The sequence below is a fragment of the Pseudomonas sp. GM50 genome (genome assembly GCF_000282375.1).
Taxonomy (GTDB): Bacteria; Pseudomonadota; Gammaproteobacteria; order Pseudomonadales; family Pseudomonadaceae; genus Aquipseudomonas.
Window position 1 is genome coordinate 1 of the sequence record NZ_AKJK01000143.1, and the last position, 16,857, is coordinate 16,857.

A 16,857-nucleotide genomic window follows, 5' to 3' on the forward strand; every position below is an offset into this window, starting at 1 on the left:
CGATCTCGATACTGGCGACCGACGGACGCTCGACTACAGTGATGACGAGGACGTTGCCATCGCGACCCAGCTGGATATCCTGAAAGAACCCGGTCTTGAACAACGCACGAGTGGATTCCACCAGGCGACGATCATCCGCCTGTTCGCCGACGTTCAACGGCAAGGCACCAAAGACGCTACCCGCGGAGACCCGCTGGAGGCCATTGACGCGAATATCAGAGATAGTGAAGGACTCGGCGTGAACTTCGGCGATCATCAATACGGTGAGAACCGCAGTTAGCAGCAGACGTTTCATGAAGTCCTTTCTTATTCCAACTGGCAATAAAAACTGCCGCAAAATGCGGCAGATTCGCAATTCAGCGAAGCGTTACAGTCGACCCAGATCATTGACCAGAGCAAGTAACATCACCCCGACCACCAAACTGATACCGATCTGTATCCCCCAACCTTGCACCCGATCCGACAAGGGACGACCACGCGCCCACTCGATCAGATAAAACAACAAATGTCCCCCATCCAGTACAGGAATGGGCAACAAATTCAGAACCCCCAAGCTAATACTCAGATAAGCAAGGAAATTCAGGAAATCAGCGACACCCGACTGGGCAGAAGCGCCCGCCACTTTAGCAATGGTTATCGGTCCACTCAAGTTTTTTACCGAGAGCTCGCCGAACAACATTTTCTTGAGCGAGTCGAGGGTCAGTACGCTCATGGTCCAGGTGCGTCGGGCACCCTCGCCAATCGCAGCCACCGGACCGTAACTGACTTCGCGAATCATCTCTGGTGGCCAATCGACCGCTTTCACCCCGGCGCCCAGATAACCACTGGGTGACTTGCTCTCGCCGCGAGCGGCCAACGTCACAGGGACGTCGATTTGAGCACCATCGCGCTCGACGCGCAGCATGATTTTGGTATCTGGATGCATACGGACGATGTCGACTACTTGCTGCCAGTCGTCCAGCGTCTTGCCGTCAAGGGCCAACAAGCGGTCACCCGACTTAAGGCCCGCAGCCTTCGCCGGCCCTTTCGGATCAAATTCGGCCAGGACTGGAGGCAACGCCGGACGCCAAGGACGAATACCCAGCGAGCGAATCGGATCTGGCTCCTCGGCACCCTTGAGCCACTTGTCCAGCAACAGCTCACGGGGTGAGTCCACCGTGGAGCCCTGTTCGCGGACCAGCAATTGAAGGGAACCGCTCTCACCCAGGCGACGGATCAGTTGCAGGTTCACCGCGGCCCAGCCGGAGGTTGGCTCGCCATCGATGGCCATGATTTCCTGGCCCGGGCTCAAACCTGCCCTGGAGGCAATGCTGCCGGACTCGACAGCACCGATAACCGGCCGCACCTGCTCGCTGCCCAGCATTGCCAATGCCCAGAAAAACACCATTGCCAATAGAAAGTTGGCGATCGGGCCGGCCGCGACGATGGCGATGCGCTGACGGACTGATTTGCGATTGAAGGATTGATCGACCTGATCGGCCGGGACCTCGCCTTCGCGCTCGTCGAGCATTTTCACGTAGCCACCCAACGGAATGGCGGCGATCACGAATTCAGTGCCTTTACTGTCGTGCCAGCGCAGCAGCGGCATGCCGAAGCCCACGGAGAAACGCAGCACTTTGACCCCACAGCGACGCGCGACCCAGAAATGGCCGAACTCGTGGAAGGTGACCAGCACACCCAGCGCTACCAGGGTGCCGACAATCATATAGAGCGCGCTCATGTACTTTCTCCGCAATCCTATCAGTGCTGCATGGGGCAACGTATTGCAGCACTTATCGCCCGTGACGGCTCAACCATTGCCCGGCCAGTACCCGTGCTTTCGCATCAGCCGTAAACACTGCCTCGAGATCATCTACCGCAACCACAGGCTCGAGGTTCAACACTTCCTCGATAATACTCGCGATTTCCAGGTAGCGAACCCGTCCGTCGAGAAAGGCCGCCACAGCCACCTCATTTGCGGCATTGAGCATGGCCGGCGCACTGTTGCCAGCCTCGGCGGCTTGACGCGCAAGGCGCAAGCAAGGGAAACGCTCTTCATCGGGCGCCTGGAAATCCAGGCGAGCAATGGCAAACAGATCCAGCGGCGCAACACCCGAGTCAATCCGCTCCGGCCAGGCCAGGGCATTGGCAATCGGCGTGCGCATGTCCGGATTGCCCAACTGCGCCAATACTGAACCATCGATGTAGTCGACCAGCGAATGAATCACGCTCTGCGGGTGAATCACCACTTCGACCTGAGAAGGGGTAGCGTCGAACAGCCAGCAAGCCTCGATCAGCTCGAGCCCTTTGTTCATCATGCTGGCCGAATCCACCGAAATCTTGCGCCCCATGGACCAATTCGGGTGGGCACACGCTTGCTCGGGAGTAACATGCGCCAGCTCGGCCATGGGTGTCTGCCGGAACGGGCCGCCAGAGGCTGTCAGCAAAATCCGACGCACACCGACCGCGCCAAGTCCACGGGCGAAATCCTGTGGCATGCACTGGAAAATCGCATTGTGCTCGCTGTCGATCGGCAGCAGCACCGAACCGCTTTTACGCACCGCCTGCATGAACAGCGCACCGGACATCACCAGCGCTTCTTTATTGGCCAGAAGAATCTTCTTGCCGGCCTCGACCGCCGCCAGGGTCGGACGCAAGCCCGCTGCACCGACAATAGCCGCCATCACCGCATCGACTTCCGGATCGGAAGCGACCTGACACAGGCCCTCTTCCCCCACCAGAACACGGGTCGACAGACCGGCCGCGTGCAAATCGTCCTGCAAGCCCCGGGCAGCGCCAGATTCCGGCACGACGGCGAAGCGCGGCGAATGACGCACGCACAGCGCCAGCAACTCACTCAAGCGAGTGAAACCGCTCAAGGCGAAAACCTGATAACGCTCGGGATGACGGGCAATGACGTCGAGGGTGCTCAGACCAATCGAACCGGTCGCTCCCAGCACGGTAATCTGTTGTGGGCGGCTCACGGTGCCGCCATCCACAGCAGCACGGCGAATACCGGAATCGCCGCCGTCAGGCTATCGATGCGGTCCAGCACGCCGCCGTGACCGGGCAGCAGATTACTGCTGTCCTTGATCCCCGACTGGCGCTTGAACATGCTTTCGGTGAGGTCGCCCACGACTGAAATGAATACGATAATTGCGGCACCGAACAGCCCCATCAACATCTGAGCGAAAGTCCAGTCCCGCACAAAGCCGACGATTGCCGTGATCACCAGACTCAGCAGCAAGCCGCCGTACACGCCTTCCCAGCTCTTGCCAGGGCTGACCTGTGGCGCCAGCTTGCGCTTGCCGAAGGCCCGACCGGAAAAGTACGCACCGATATCAGCCCCCCAGACCAGCACCATCACCGCCATGATCAGCCAGTTGCCCAAGGGCTCCTGCTTGATCAAAACCAGACCTTGCCAGGCCGGTAACAGAATCAACAAACCGATGACCAGTTTGCAGGCTGCGCTAGCCCAGTGTTCGCTGGACCGGGGATAGGTCAATACCAGGTACGTGGCCACGCCCCACCAGAGCACTGCAGCGCCCAACACCCAAGGCGCGAGCCCCGGCACGATATGCATGACAAACAGCGCCAACGCGACCACAGCCGCATAGGCAACGCGAATCGACTGAGCCGCGAAACCTGCCAGGCGCGCCCACTCCCACGCCCCGAGCGTCACCACCAGCCCGATGAACAGCGCAAAACCGGACCCTTCGAGCAGGAAAAACCCGCACAGGGCAATCGGCAGCAAGATCAGCGCCGTGATGATTCGTTGTTTAAGCATTAAACCCGGGCTCCAGCCTCGACCTGCTCGCTCGTTTTACCGAAGCGACGCTGGCGAGAAGCGAAATCGGCTAGCGCATTGCGCATGGCGTCGTGTTTGAAGTCCGGCCAGAACAGGTCGGAGAAGTACAACTCGGCATAAGCCAGTTGCCACAGCAGGAAGTTGCTGATGCGATGCTCGCCACCGGTACGGATGCACAAGTCCGGTAACGGCAGATCACCGGTCGCCAGACAGGTTTGCAACAGCTCGGGGGTAATGTCCTCCGGACGCAGATGTCCGGCCTGAACCTCTCGGGCCAAACGCTGCGCGGCTTGCGCGATATCCCACTGACCGCCGTAGTTGGCGGCGATCTGCAGGACAAAGCGGTTGGCACCGACAGTCATCGCCTCGGCTTCGCGCATGGCGGCCTGAAGCTCCGGGTGAAAACGCGAACGGTCACCAATGATGCGCAAACTGATGTTGTTGTCGTTGAGGCGCTTGGCCTCGCGACGCAACGCCTTGAAGAACAGATCCATCAAGGCACTGACCTCATCGGCCGGGCGCTGCCAGTTCTCGCTGGAGAAGGCGAACAGGGTCAGTACTTCGACCTTGGCCTCGGCACACACCTCGATGACCGCACGAACCGCATCCACACCCGCTTTATGCCCGGCGACACCCGGCATAAAGCGTTTTTTCGCCCAGCGATTATTACCATCCATGATGATCGCGACATGGCGCGGCACCGCGGACGGCGCAGTCTGCTTTGTCTTATCCATTAAAACGTGACCCTTATACGGCCATCAGGTCTTTTTCTTTCTGCGCCAAATTCGCGTCGATTTCAGCCACGTATTTTTTGGTCAGATCATCAATCTCGCCAGTAGCGCGACGCTCTTCGTCTTCGCTGATTTCCTTTTCCTTGACCAGATCCTTGAGCTGGCTGTTCGCGTCACGACGGATGTTGCGCACCGCAACACGGGCATCTTCAGCAACATCGCGAGCCTGCTTGGTGAAGCCCTTGCGGGTTTCTTCGGTCAGGGCCGGCATGGAGATCAGCAGCAACTCACCCAGGTTGGTCGGGTTGAGGTTCAGACCCGCGCTACCGATGGCTTTGTCGACGGCACCCAGCATGTTGCGCTCAAAGGCAACCACTTGCAGGGTACGGGCGTCTTTAACAGTGATGTTCGCCACTTGCTTGATCGGAGTGTCGGAGCCGTAGTACGGAACCATCACGCCTTCCAGAATGCTCGGGTGCGCCTGGCCCGTACGAATACGACCGAAATTGTGCGCCAGCGATTCCACGGATTTTTTCATGCGCTCTTGAGCGTCTTTCTTGATTTCGTTGATCATTGTTGGCCTTCCTCGATCAGGGTCCCTTCAGCGCCGCCATGTACGATGTTCAGCAGGGCGCCGGGCTTGTTCATGTTAAATACGCGCAATGGCATCTTGTGGTCGCGGCACAGGCAAATGGCCGTCAGATCCATCACACCCAGCTTGCGATCCAGTACTTCATCGTAGGTCAGATGATCGAACTTCTCGGCATGCGGGTCTTTGAATGGATCAGCTGTGTAAACGCCATCGACCTTGGTTGCCTTGAGCACGACGTCAGCGTCGATTTCGATTGCACGCAAGCAGGCTGCCGAATCCGTGGTGAAGAACGGATTACCAGTACCGGCCGCAAAAATAACGACTTCCTTGGCGTTCAGGTGGCGCATGGCTTTGCGGCGATCGTAGTGATCGGTCACGCCAACCATGGAAATGGCCGACATCACGATGGCCGAGATATTGGCACGTTCCAGCGCATCGCGCATGGCCAGGGCGTTCATCACAGTGGCCAGCATGCCCATGTGGTCGCCAGTCACCCGATCCATGCCCGCCGCGCTGAGCGCCGCGCCGCGGAACAGGTTGCCGCCACCGATCACCAGACCGACCTGAACACCGATGCCGACCAGCTGGCCAACTTCCAGCGCCATGCGATCCAGAACTTTCGGATCGATCCCGAACTCTTCCGAGCCCATCAGGGCCTCGCCGCTAAGCTTGAGTAGAATGCGTTTATAGCGAGCCTGATAACCACTGCCCTGCTGAGCCATTGCGAATCTCTCCTGCGGCGTATTTTAAAAATTCTTTGCGGGCTGTTTGCAGCCTGCGTTCACTCTAGCTTGACGCTATCACAGCGCCATCGGAACACGGCTTTGTAAGCCAGTTCCGACGAGAAGCCAAATAAATTGGCATCCCCATCTGAAAAGAGGCTGCGCGCGTGAGCGGGCAGCCTCTTCAGGGCGACAGTTAAAAAACCGTCTTATTGCTTGGCGGCAGCCAGCTGGGCAGCAACTTCTTCAGCGAAGTTGTCGACCGGCTTCTCGATGCCTTCGCCTACTTTGAAGTAGGTGAAGGAAACGATTTCGGCACCAGCTTTCTTGGCCAGCTCGCCAACCTTGATTTCAGGGTTCTTGACGAACGCCTGCTCAACCAGGCTCGCTTCAGCCAGGAACTTGCTGATACGGCCTTTGACCATGTTTTCAACGATGTTTTCTGGCTTGCCAGCGATCTTGTCAGCGTTGAGGGTCAGGAACACGCCTTTCTCGCGCTCGACCGCTTCAGCGGAAACTTCCGATGGCAGCAGGAATTCAGGGTTGGTGGCCGCTACGTGCATAGCGATGTCTTTGGCCAGCTCAACGGTGCCGCCCTTGAGAACAACTGCAACACCGATCTTGTTGCCGTGCAGGTAACCACCAACAACATCACCTTCAACGCGTACCAGACGACGGATGTTGACGTTTTCGCCAACCTTGCCGACCAGAATCAGGCGATCGGCTTCTTGAGCTTCGATCAGCGGAGCAACGTCAGTCAGTTTGTCGGCGAACGCTTTTTCAACGCTTGCAGCAACAAATGCCTTGAAGTCGTCCTGCAGAGCCAGGAAGTCGGTCTGCGAGTTCACTTCCAGCAGAACGGCGGATTTACCGTCTTCCTTCAGAGCGATCGCGCCTTCAGCAGCCACGTTGCCAGCTTTCTTGGCAGCCTTGATGGCGCCCGAAGCACGCATGTCATCAATGGCTTTTTCGATGTCGCCGCCGGCCTTGGTCAAGGCCTTTTTGCAATCCATCATGCCTTCGCCGGTACGCTCGCGCAGTTCTTTGACCAACGCTGCAGTAATCTCTGCCATTTTCAAATTCCTCTTGGATAGGTTTTCAACCATTCCACCCGATCGAACGGGCGTTCAATTCTTCCCGAACCACCCTTGTTAGCCGCTGCACGTTACAGATGCTGTAGCTGCGCTGCCGACAAATGGTTTTCGAGGTGGCAAAAAGGGGGCCAAGCCCCCTTTTTGCTTATTGAGTCAACGCCAGGGCGTCAGTTACTCAGCTGCAGCTGCCGGAGCTTCTTCAACGAACTGCTCGGTGCCGCCAGCAACGTGGTTGCGACCGCGGATAACAGCGTCAGCCATCGAACCCATGTACAGCTGGATAGCGCGGATTGCGTCATCGTTGCCTGGGATGATGTAGTCAACGCCTTCCGGGCTGCTGTTGGTATCGACTACGCCGATAACCGGGATGCCCAGCTTGTTGGCTTCGGTGATCGCGATGCGCTCGTGATCAACGTCGATAACGAACAGAGCGTCTGGCAGACCGCCCATGTCCTTGATACCACCCAGGGAACGATCCAGCTTCTCAAGATCGCGAGTGCGCATCAGCGCTTCTTTCTTGGTCAGCTTGGCGAAAGTACCGTCTTCGGCTTGCACTTCAAGGTCACGCAGACGCTTGATGGAAGCACGGATGGTTTTGAAGTTGGTCAGCATGCCGCCCAACCAGCGGTGATCGACGTACGGCGAACCGCAACGTGCTGCTTCTTCAGCAACGATCTTGCCAGCGGAACGCTTGGTGCCGACGAACAGGATCTTGTTTTTGCCCTGGGCCAGACGCTCTACGAAAGTCAGAGCTTCGTTGAACATTGGCAGGGTTTTTTCAAGGTTGATAATGTGGATCTTGTTACGCGCGCCGAAAATGTATTTACCCATTTTCGGGTTCCAGTAACGGGTCTGGTGACCGAAGTGCACACCGGCCTTCAGCATATCGCGCATGTTGACTTGGGACATAATAGTTCCTTAATAAGTCGGGTTTGGCCTCCACGCATCCCAATGACCAACCAGCAGCATCAGCTGAAGGCACCCAGGTCATCGTGTCGACACGTGTGTGGATTTAAGCTTTTCAGGGTATCCCCGGAAAGCGGCGCATTTTATACCACAAGGCAGAAAAAAACGGAACCCGAATTCTGAAAACCTGGGGAATGCTTTTGGCCCCGCCTTGGAATCCCCCCAGAATGCGCCATCCTATAGAGTGAAGCGATGCACAGAGGCTCAGATTTGCGCTGATCGTCTGGTAGAATCGCGTTTTTCAGGGCCGCGATGATTGTTCGCGCAATGCCCATTTCGTTTTAGAAGGCGCCATTGAGCGCAGAGAGAGCCTGTATGACCGTCACCCTCAAAACCCCAGAGGACATCGCAAAAATGCGGATCGCCGGCAAATTGGCCGCCGATGTGCTGGAAATGATTGCCGATTATGTCAAACCGGGCGTCACCACCGAAGAGCTGGACCGCATCTGCCACGACTATATCGTCAATGAGCAGAAAGCCATCCCTGCCCCGCTCAACTACAAGGGCTTCCCGAAGTCGATCTGCACCTCGATCAACCACGTGGTCTGCCACGGCATCCCGAACGAGAAACCGTTGAAGGACGGCGACACGCTGAACATCGACGTCACCGTGATCAAGGACGGTTACCACGGCGACACCAGCCGCATGTTCCACGTCGGTTCCGTTCCGGTCTGGGCCGAGCGTCTGTCCCAGGTGACTCAGGAATGCATGTACAAGGCCATCGAACTGGTCAAACCCGGCTGCCGCCTGGGCGATATCGGTGAAGTGATCCAGAAGCACGCGGAAAAGAACGGTTTCTCGGTGGTTCGCGAGTTTTGCGGTCATGGCATCGGCAAGGTGTTCCACGAAGAACCGCAGATTCTGCACTACGGCCGTGCCGGCACCGGCATGGAACTGAAAGCCGGCATGACCTTCACCATCGAGCCGATGATCAACCAGGGCAAGGCCGACACCAAGGTGTTGGGCGACGGCTGGACCGCCATCACCAAGGACCGCAAGCTGTCGGCACAATGGGAACACACCCTGCTGGTGACCGAAACCGGTTACGAGATCTTCACCCTGCGCAGCGACGATACCATCGCGCGCGTTTCGGCCTGATCCCGCTCGCTCCGTTCCCAGCCTTATAGAAAGGAAAGCCAATCGATGCCGCAGGTGGATCCCGAACTCTTCGACCGCGGCCAGTTCCAGGCTGAACTGGCCCTGAAGGCAAGCCCTATTGCTGCTTTCAAGAAGGCGATCCGTCAGGCCCGCGAGGTGCTCGACGAGCGGTTCCGCAGTGGCCGGGATATTCGCCGGCTGATCGAGGATCGCGCCTGGTTTATCGACAACATCCTGCAACAAGCCTGGGAACAGTTTAACTGGAGCGAAGACGCCGATATCGCCCTGGTGGCGGTCGGCGGCTACGGTCGCGGCGAGTTACACCCCTATTCCGACATCGATCTGCTGATTTTGCTGGACAGCGCCGATCACGAAATTTTTCGGGATTCCATCGAACGTTTTCTGACGTTGCTGTGGGACATCGGCCTGGAAGTCGGCCAGAGCGTTCGTTCGGTGGACGAATGCGCCGTCGAGGCCCGTGCCGACCTGACGGTCGTCACCAATCTGATGGAAAGCCGCACCATTTGCGGCCCCGAGCGGCTGCGCCAGCGCATGCTGGATGTCACCAGCACCGCGCACATGTGGCCGAGCAAGGAGTTCTTCCTGGCCAAGCGCGCCGAGCAAAAGGCCCGTCACCACAAATACAACGACACTGAATACAACCTTGAACCCAACGTCAAAGGCTCGCCCGGTGGCCTTCGGGATATTCAGACGATTCTCTGGGTGGCCCGTCGCGAATACGGCACCCTGAACCTGCGGGCCCTGGCGGGCGAAGGCTTCCTGGTGGAGAGCGAAAACGCCCTGCTGGCCTCCTCCCAGGAGTTTCTGTGGAAGGTACGTTACGCCCTGCACATGCTCGCCGGCCGTTCCGAAGACCGCCTGCTGTTCGATCACCAGCGCTCGATTGCCGGGCTGCTGGGTTTCGCAGGCAACGATGCCAAGCAAGCCATCGAAAACTTCATGCAGCAGTACTACCGGGTGGTCATGAGCATTGCCCAGCTCAGCGACCTGATCATCCAGCACTTCGAAGAAGTGATCCTGGCCCCCGAAGACGAAGCACCACCGCAGCCGATCAACTCGCGGTTCCAACTGCATGACGGCTACATCGAGGCGCGTAGCGACAACGTGTTCCGCCGTACGCCATTCGCCATGCTCGAGATCTTTGTGCTGATGGCCCAGCAACCGGAGATCAAAGGCGTACGCGCCGATACCATCCGCCTGCTGCGCGAGAATCGTCATCTGATCGATGACGACTTCCGCAACGATATTCGTAATACCAGCCTGTTCATCGAGCTGTTCAAGTGCAAGATCGGCATCCACCGCAATCTGCGGCGGATGAACCGTTATGGCATCCTTGGGCGCTATCTGCCGGAGTTCGGTTTCATTGTCGGGCAGATGCAGCATGACCTGTTTCACATCTATACGGTCGACGCGCATACCCTGAACCTGATCAAGCACCTGCGTAAGCTGCAGTACACCCAGGTGTCGGAAAAATTCCCGCTGGCCAGCAAGCTCATGGCCAAACTGCCCAAACCCGAACTGATTTACCTGGCCGGCCTGTACCACGACATCGGCAAGGGCCGGCATGGCGATCATTCGGAAATCGGCGCCGTGGATGCCGAAGCCTTTTGCCAGCGCCACCAGTTGCCGATCTGGGACAGCCGCCTGATCGTGTGGCTGGTGCAGAACCATCTGGTGATGTCGACCACGGCCCAGCGCAAGGACCTGTCCGACCCGCATGTGATCCACGACTTCGCGCAGACCGTCGGCGATGAAACCCGCCTCGATTATCTGTACGTGCTGACCGTTGCAGACATCAACGCAACCAACCCGACGCTGTGGAACTCCTGGCGCGCGAGCCTGTTGCGCCAGCTCTACACGGAGACCAAGCGCGCCTTGCGTCGTGGCCTGGAAAACCCGGTGGATCGCGAAGAGCAGATCCGCCAGACCCAAAGCGCGGCGCTGGACATCCTGGTACGCGGCGGCAACGATCCGGACGATGTCGAGCAGCTCTGGGCGCAATTGGGCGATGACTATTTCCTGCGCCACACCGCCGGCGACGTGGCCTGGCACACTGATGCGATTTTGCAGCAGCCGGCCGACGGCGGCCCGCTGGTGCTGATCAAGGAAACCACCCAGCGCGAGTTCGAGGGCGGTACGCAGATCTTCATTTATGCACCGGACCAGCACGACTTTTTCGCCGTGACCGTGGCGGCGATGGACCAGCTCAACCTGAACATTCACGACGCTCGGGTCATCACCTCGAGCAGCCAGTTCACTCTCGACACCTATATCGTGCTCGACACCGATGGCGACTCGATCGGCGACAACCCGGCACGGGTCAAACAGATCCGCGAAGGCCTGACCGAAGCCCTGCGCAATCCGGACGACTATCCGACGATCATTCAGCGTCGGGTGCCTCGCCAGCTCAAGCATTTCGCGTTTGCGCCACAGGTGACGATCCACAACGACGCCCAGCGTCCGGTGACCGTGCTGGAACTTAGCGCGCCTGACCGCCCCGGGCTGCTGGCGCGGATCGGCACGATCTTCCTCGAGTTCGATCTGTCGTTGCAGAACGCCAAGATCGCTACTCTGGGCGAGCGCGTGGAAGACGTGTTTTTCATCACCGATGCGAACAATCAGCCGCTATCCGACCCGTTGCTGTGCAGCCGTTTGCAGGATGCAATCGTCGAACAGCTGAGCGTCAGTCAGGAACCCGATATCAAACTTTCGCGCATCAGTATCTGAACCAACAATTTTCCCCTGTGGGTATGGACTTCCTGTGGGCAGGGGGCTTGTTGTGGTGAGGGGGCTTACCCCCTCACCACAACAAGCCCCCTGCACCACATTAGCCCTCCCACATTGAACGAGGCCCCCATGAACAACGCTCTGAACCAGTTGCAGCCCTACCCGTTCGAAAAGCTCCGCGCCCTGCTCGGCAGCGTCACGCCAAACCCGGATAAACGCGCCATTGCGTTATCCATCGGCGAACCGAAGCACCGTTCGCCGAGCTTCGTCGCCGAAGCGCTGGCGAGCAATCTGGATCAGATGGCCGTGTACCCGACCACCCTCGGCATCCCGGCCTTGCGTGAAGCCATCGCCGCCTGGTGCGAACGCCGCTTCAGCGTCCCGAACGGCTGGCTCGACCCGGCGCGCAACGTGCTGCCGGTCAATGGCACCCGCGAAGCGCTGTTCGCGTTCACCCAGACCGTAGTCAACCGTGGCGAAGACGCGCTGGTGGTCAGCCCGAATCCGTTCTATCAGATCTACGAAGGCGCGGCGTTCCTTGCCGGAGCCAAGCCGCATTACCTGCCGTGCCTGGATGAGAACGGCTTCAACCCGGATTTCGACGCCGTTTCGCCGGACATCTGGAAGCGCTGCCAGATCCTGTTCCTGTGCTCGCCGGGCAACCCGACCGGCGCCCTGATCCCGGTCGACACCCTGAAAAAGCTGATCGCCCTGGCCGACGAATACGACTTCGTGATCGCCGCGGACGAATGCTACAGCGAACTGTACTTCGACGAACAAACCCCACCAGCCGGCCTGCTCAGCGCCTGTGTGGAACTGGGCCGCAAGGACTTCAAACGCTGCGTGGTTTTCCACAGCCTGTCCAAGCGCTCCAACCTGCCAGGCCTGCGCTCCGGCTTCGTGGCGGGCGACGCCGACATTCTCAAGGGCTTCCTGCTGTACCGCACCTATCACGGCTGCGCGATGCCGGTTCAGACCCAACTGGCCAGCGTGGCCGCGTGGAACGATGAAGTGCATGTGCGCGCCAACCGCGCGCTGTATCGCGAGAAATACGATGCGGTGCTGGAGATTCTCAGCCCGGTGATGGATGTACAGCGCCCGGACGGTGGTTTCTACCTGTGGCCAAATGTGAATGGTGATGACGCAGCGTTCTGCCGCGACCTGTTCGAACAGGAACACGTGACCGTGGTACCGGGTTCCTACTTGTCGCGGGACGTCGATGGCGTCAATCCGGGCGCCGGGCGCGTGCGCATGGCGCTGGTAGCGCCGCTGGCTGAATGCGTAGAAGCGGCCGAACGCATTCGCGCGTTCATTACCCGACGCAAGTAACTATCCCCGTCTCGCCCGCGCTGTGCAATGCAGTGCGGGTGGCTCATAACAAAAAGTTAAAACTTTCTATTTCCATACAATCCGCACTAATTAATCGTCTTTTAACGCCCCCCCCTGCGCCCCTCATTTGCAAGCATCAACTCTGCTATCCGACCAACGTTCGACATCTAACTTATCCCCACCAAAACAACTACCATCGTCACAACAGCATACACTTGCTGTATTTACCAACACTTCACCCATCGCTAGCATTCAAAAACGCCGCAGCTATTTTCCAGACAAAGAAAAACAGGAAGTCGGCGCAACTATTAAAACTTCTTAAGCAGAGCAACAGATTATGCAAATTATCCAGGCATGCACAGGAATCTTGAGTCTTGACGCACAGCATTCCCGAGACACCGCGATCACCGAGAACCCCGACAACGCAACGAGCACATCTCATCAAGAGAGCAAAAGTCACCACCGATTCTGGGCACAAAACCGAACGCTGGATATCTCTATAACCAGCAACTTCCCTAGTTTCAAGGAACTGGTTAAAGAATCCATTTTGACCTGGGCCCCGCACATCAATCTGACCCTGCGCTTTGTCGAGGGAAATGAAGGCGTCATTCGAATCATTGACACTCCCGACGCGCTCGAACGCAACGGACATTGGTCCGCCATAGGCACCGATGCGCTTCTGATTCCGTCTCACGTACCGACGATACAAATTCACCGTCGACTACGTCAGAGCGATCTTGGGCCGACGATCCTGCATATGTTCGGACACGCGCTTGGACTGGAACACGCGCATCAGCACCCGGACGCGAATATTGATTGGCATCTCCCCAACCTTTACAAAGGCTATGGCGAAATCGGCTATTCGCGAAATCAGGTTTTGGAATACATTCTTCCCAAGCAGAGAAGCGCCTACACGCAACTGGTCCCTTACGACAAATGTTCGATCATGCACTTCCCATTCCCAAAGGAAGTCATTTTTAACGATATCGAATACGGCTACTGCGACGAACTGTCCGACGGTGACATCAAAGCAATCAGTGCAATCTATCCAGTCGCCTCTTGACTCATTGACCTACTGCAACATTTACATTTAACCATCCATTTTTCTGCTCAACAATTGATCGAGCATAGAAGACACCCCCATAAGAGCCCCCATGACAATTATTAATATGTGCGCTGGCGTTCCAAGCGTCGACCCACAACTTTCGTATCAAACCGCTGCCAGTGAAGACCGCGCAAACACAGGAAGCACTGGCAGACGCTCCAAAAGAAGCATTGGCAATCACTCCAAATTCTGGGCACAACGTCGAACTATCAATGTTGCTTTTCTAAGTTCCAACCTTGAGTTCATAGAGTTTGCCAAAGAAGAAATCGGCGAATGGACACAACACATCAACCTCATCATCAGGTTCGTCGAGGGCACCGAAGGTGATATCAGGATATCCGACAGTGCCGAACTGAAAGGACACTGGTCATTCATTGGTACCGACGCGCTGACAGTGCCAGCAGACGAACCGACCCTGCACATTGATCTCACGACCAGGGAAATGCCGTTTCATGTGGCCATGCTGCATGAATTCGGTCATGCCCTTGGCCTGGAACACGAGCATCAACACCCTGAGGCAAACATCGATTGGAACACGCCAAAGGTGTATGAAGCCTTTGAAAATGCCGGGCTCTCAAAAGAAGATACCTATCACCACGTCTTTAGAACACTGGAACCCACGGACAGGCAGATCAGCCCCTACGACAAGAAATCCATCATGCATTACGCCTTCCCTGCCGAGCTGATATGGGATGGAACCGACTACCCCATGAACAAGAAACTGTCTGAAAAAGACATCAGTTTCATCAGCTCCATCTACCCGCGAAACACTGACCCGATACGGAGCTGAGCCGGCTGGATCGACCTCACCTGCATCAAGCTCACCACTACTTCTCGCAGCACGTCATCACCCATCGGGTGATGACGACTGAGGCCGTACCAGGCCAGGCGTTGCGTCCGCAGCGCTTTCAAGCGCACACAATCGACAGCATTGAAGTGCCATATTAGCCGCCTGGACTGCAGGCTGGACCGTTGCACCAATGCCGCATGAAACAGCGGATAACCAAGACGAAAAGACAAACCCGACCACAGCCGACGCGAAACCGTCCGGTCATGGCATAATCCGTCACCTTTTATTTTCAGCACCTGCAAAGGGGGCGATTCCTTGACCGTTTCAAGCAAAACGTTGCACCTTTTCGGCATCAAAGCCTGCGACACCATGAAAAAGGCGCGCACCTGGCTCGATGAACACGCTGTCAGCTACGACTTTCATGATTACAAAACGGTCGGAATCGACCGCGAACACCTGAGCCAATGGTGCGACGAGCACGGCTGGCAAGTGGTGTTGAACCGTGCAGGCACGACCTTTCGCAAGCTCGACGACGAACGCAAAGCCGATCTCGACCAGCGCAAAGCCATCGAACTGATGCTCGCACAACCTTCGATGATCAAGCGCCCGGTGCTCGATCTCGGTGACCGAACCCTGATTGGCTTCAAGCCAGATATCTACGCGGCAGCGCTCAAGTAAGGCAGCCCGTTCCATTTTGTTAGAGGTATCAACATGTCCACTACCCTGTTCAGCCTGGCCTTTGGTGTCGGCACTCAAAACCGTCAAGGCGCATGGCTGGAAGTGTTTTACGCGCAGCCACTGCTCAACCCGTCGGCCGAACTGGTCGCCGCCATTGCGCCGGTTCTGGGCTACACCGAAGGCAATCAGGCCATCGCCTTCAGCACCGCTCAGGCGTCCCAACTGGCCGAAGCGCTGAAAAGCGTCGACGCTGCACAAGCGGCACTGCTGACCCGTCTGGCCGAGAGCCACAAGCCGCTGGTCGCCACGCTGCTGGCCGAAGATGCACAGCTGAGTTCCACGCCTGAGGCTTACCTCAAGCTGCACCTGCTGTCCCATCGCCTGGTCAAGCCGCATGGCCTGAACCTGGCCGGGATCTTCCCGTTGCTGCCGAACGTGGCCTGGACCAGCCAGGGCGCGATCGACCTGGCCGAACTGGCCGAACATCAACTGGAAGCCCGTCTGCGCGGCGAGCTGCTGGAAGTGTTCTCGGTGGACAAGTTCCCGAAAATGACCGACTACGTGGTACCGGCCGGCGTGCGTATCGCTGACGCGGCACGTATTCGCCTAGGCGCTTACGTGGGCGAAGGCACCACCGTCATGCACGAAGGTTTCGTCAACTTCAACGCCGGCACCGAAGGCCCGGGCATGATCGAAGGTCGTGTGTCGGCGGGCGTTTTCGTTGGCAAGGGTTCGGACCTGGGCGGCGGCTGCTCGACCATGGGCACCCTGTCGGGTGGCGGCAATATCGTGATCAAGGTCGGCGAAGGCTGCCTGATCGGCGCCAACGCCGGTATCGGTATCCCGCTGGGCGACCGCAACACCGTTGAATCGGGCCTGTACGTGACCGCTGGTACCAAAGTGGCGCTGCTGGACGAAAACAACAAACTGGTCAAAGTCGTGAAGGCGCGCGAACTGGCCGGTCAACCTGACCTGCTGTTCCGTCGCAATTCGGAGACCGGTGCCGTGGAATGCAAAACCCACAAATCGGCCATCGAACTGAACGAAGCGCTGCACGCTCACAACTAAGCAGAGCGTCAAACGATCACCTGAACCTGTAGGAGCGAGGCTTGCCCGCGAAGCTTTTGGCGCCAGCAATGACGCCTTCGCGAGCAAGCTTCGCTCCTACACAGGTACGGCGTAGACCCGACCATCAGGTCAGGCGTACACCCCGCCCA

15 protein-coding genes and 1 pseudogene are annotated in these 16,857 nt (G+C 57.8%); 7 read left to right on the forward strand and 9 right to left on the reverse strand.

Features of this window, described 5'->3' with window-relative positions:
* The 9 genes and pseudogenes from PMI30_RS00900 to rpsB form a co-directional block, all read right to left on the reverse strand.
* Positions 1–295: pseudogene (locus PMI30_RS00900) on the reverse strand (outer membrane protein assembly factor BamA); the annotation flags it as partial.
* 72 nt (positions 296–367) lie between these two features.
* Entirely contained in the window at positions 368–1,720 is a 1,353-nt protein-coding gene (gene rseP / locus PMI30_RS00895) for an RIP metalloprotease RseP (protein WP_008015045.1), read from the reverse strand.
* A 52-nt stretch (positions 1,721–1,772) separates the two neighbouring features.
* Positions 1,773–2,963, reverse strand: a complete 1,191-nt coding sequence (gene ispC / locus PMI30_RS00890) for a 1-deoxy-D-xylulose-5-phosphate reductoisomerase (RefSeq protein WP_008015047.1) — start codon at positions 2,961–2,963, stop codon at positions 1,773–1,775.
* Positions 2,960–3,766, reverse strand: coding sequence for a phosphatidate cytidylyltransferase (locus tag PMI30_RS00885; RefSeq protein WP_008015049.1), 807 nt, complete (start codon positions 3,764–3,766; stop codon positions 2,960–2,962). The genes ispC and PMI30_RS00885 overlap by 4 nt, the downstream gene beginning before the upstream one ends.
* Positions 3,766–4,521: a polyprenyl diphosphate synthase gene (gene uppS / locus PMI30_RS00880; protein WP_008015050.1), complete on the reverse strand. Its 756-nt coding sequence runs from the start codon at positions 4,519–4,521 to the stop codon at positions 3,766–3,768. Before uppS ends, PMI30_RS00885 begins: the two co-directional genes overlap by 1 nt.
* Before the next feature lie 13 nt (positions 4,522–4,534).
* Positions 4,535–5,092, reverse strand: a complete 558-nt coding sequence (frr, locus tag PMI30_RS00875; RefSeq protein WP_007907979.1) for a ribosome recycling factor — start codon at positions 5,090–5,092, stop codon at positions 4,535–4,537.
* Complete coding sequence (gene pyrH / locus PMI30_RS00870) at positions 5,089–5,832, reverse strand: UMP kinase (RefSeq protein WP_003172271.1); 744 nt, start codon at positions 5,830–5,832, stop codon at positions 5,089–5,091. Before pyrH ends, frr begins: the two co-directional genes overlap by 4 nt.
* 209 nt (positions 5,833–6,041) lie before the next feature.
* Positions 6,042–6,905, reverse strand: coding sequence for a translation elongation factor Ts (gene tsf / locus PMI30_RS00865; RefSeq protein ID WP_007907988.1), 864 nt, complete (start codon positions 6,903–6,905; stop codon positions 6,042–6,044).
* A 192-nt stretch (positions 6,906–7,097) separates the two neighbouring features.
* Positions 7,098–7,835 carry a 30S ribosomal protein S2 gene (rpsB, locus tag PMI30_RS00860; protein ID WP_007907989.1) on the reverse strand — a complete coding sequence of 246 codons (738 nt, stop codon included), beginning with the start codon at positions 7,833–7,835 and terminating at the stop codon, positions 7,098–7,100.
* A 372-nt stretch (positions 7,836–8,207) separates the two neighbouring features.
* Here rpsB and map point away from each other — a divergent pair, with 372 nt between their 5' ends.
* The 7 genes from map to dapD all read left to right on the forward strand — a co-directional run bounded on the left by map (position 8,208) and on the right by dapD (position 16,708).
* On the forward strand, positions 8,208–8,990 hold the full coding sequence (gene map / locus PMI30_RS00855; RefSeq protein ID WP_007907990.1) for a type I methionyl aminopeptidase: 783 nt from the start codon (positions 8,208–8,210) through the stop codon (positions 8,988–8,990).
* Between the two features lie 45 nt (positions 8,991–9,035).
* Entirely contained in the window at positions 9,036–11,738 is a 2,703-nt protein-coding gene (locus PMI30_RS00850; protein ID WP_008015051.1) for a [protein-PII] uridylyltransferase, read from the forward strand.
* Between the two features lie 129 nt (positions 11,739–11,867).
* Positions 11,868–13,067 carry a succinyldiaminopimelate transaminase gene (dapC, locus tag PMI30_RS00845; RefSeq protein ID WP_008015052.1) on the forward strand — a complete coding sequence of 400 codons (1,200 nt, stop codon included), beginning with the start codon at positions 11,868–11,870 and terminating at the stop codon, positions 13,065–13,067.
* Positions 13,068–13,404: 337 nt separating this feature from the next.
* Positions 13,405–14,130 carry a hypothetical protein gene (locus tag PMI30_RS00840; protein WP_008015053.1) on the forward strand — a complete coding sequence of 242 codons (726 nt, stop codon included), beginning with the start codon at positions 13,405–13,407 and terminating at the stop codon, positions 14,128–14,130.
* 91 nt (positions 14,131–14,221) lie between these two features.
* The gene (locus PMI30_RS00835) at positions 14,222–14,962 is read left to right on the forward strand and encodes a M12 family metallopeptidase (RefSeq protein ID WP_008015054.1); all 741 of its coding nucleotides are present in this window, start codon (positions 14,222–14,224) and stop codon (positions 14,960–14,962) included.
* Between the two features lie 315 nt (positions 14,963–15,277).
* Positions 15,278–15,640, forward strand: a complete 363-nt coding sequence (locus PMI30_RS00830; protein ID WP_008015055.1) for an ArsC family reductase — start codon at positions 15,278–15,280, stop codon at positions 15,638–15,640.
* 33 nt (positions 15,641–15,673) lie between these two features.
* On the forward strand, positions 15,674–16,708 hold the full coding sequence (gene dapD, locus PMI30_RS00825) for a 2,3,4,5-tetrahydropyridine-2,6-dicarboxylate N-succinyltransferase (protein WP_007908005.1): 1,035 nt from the start codon (positions 15,674–15,676) through the stop codon (positions 16,706–16,708).
* The last annotated feature ends 149 nt before the right edge of the window (positions 16,709–16,857 follow it).

Coding starts and splice junctions, on each gene's coding strand:
- dapD (WP_007908005.1), top strand. CDS start 15,674: ATGTCCACTACCCTGTTCAGCCTGGCCTTTGGTGTCGGCACTCAAAAC.
- rseP (WP_008015045.1), bottom strand. CDS start 1,720: ATGAGCGCGCTCTATATGATTGTCGGCACCCTGGTAGCGCTGGGTGTG.
- map (WP_007907990.1), top strand. CDS start 8,208: ATGACCGTCACCCTCAAAACCCCAGAGGACATCGCAAAAATGCGGATC.
- PMI30_RS00840 (WP_008015053.1), top strand. CDS start 13,405: ATGCAAATTATCCAGGCATGCACAGGAATCTTGAGTCTTGACGCACAG.
- frr (WP_007907979.1), bottom strand. CDS start 5,092: ATGATCAACGAAATCAAGAAAGACGCTCAAGAGCGCATGAAAAAATCC.
- pyrH (WP_003172271.1), bottom strand. CDS start 5,832: ATGGCTCAGCAGGGCAGTGGTTATCAGGCTCGCTATAAACGCATTCTA.
- PMI30_RS00850 (WP_008015051.1), top strand. CDS start 9,036: ATGCCGCAGGTGGATCCCGAACTCTTCGACCGCGGCCAGTTCCAGGCT.
- PMI30_RS00885 (WP_008015049.1), bottom strand. CDS start 3,766: ATGCTTAAACAACGAATCATCACGGCGCTGATCTTGCTGCCGATTGCC.
- dapC (WP_008015052.1), top strand. CDS start 11,868: ATGAACAACGCTCTGAACCAGTTGCAGCCCTACCCGTTCGAAAAGCTC.
- tsf (WP_007907988.1), bottom strand. CDS start 6,905: ATGGCAGAGATTACTGCAGCGTTGGTCAAAGAACTGCGCGAGCGTACC.
- PMI30_RS00835 (WP_008015054.1), top strand. CDS start 14,222: ATGACAATTATTAATATGTGCGCTGGCGTTCCAAGCGTCGACCCACAA.
- rpsB (WP_007907989.1), bottom strand. CDS start 7,835: ATGTCCCAAGTCAACATGCGCGATATGCTGAAGGCCGGTGTGCACTTC.
- uppS (WP_008015050.1), bottom strand. CDS start 4,521: ATGGATAAGACAAAGCAGACTGCGCCGTCCGCGGTGCCGCGCCATGTC.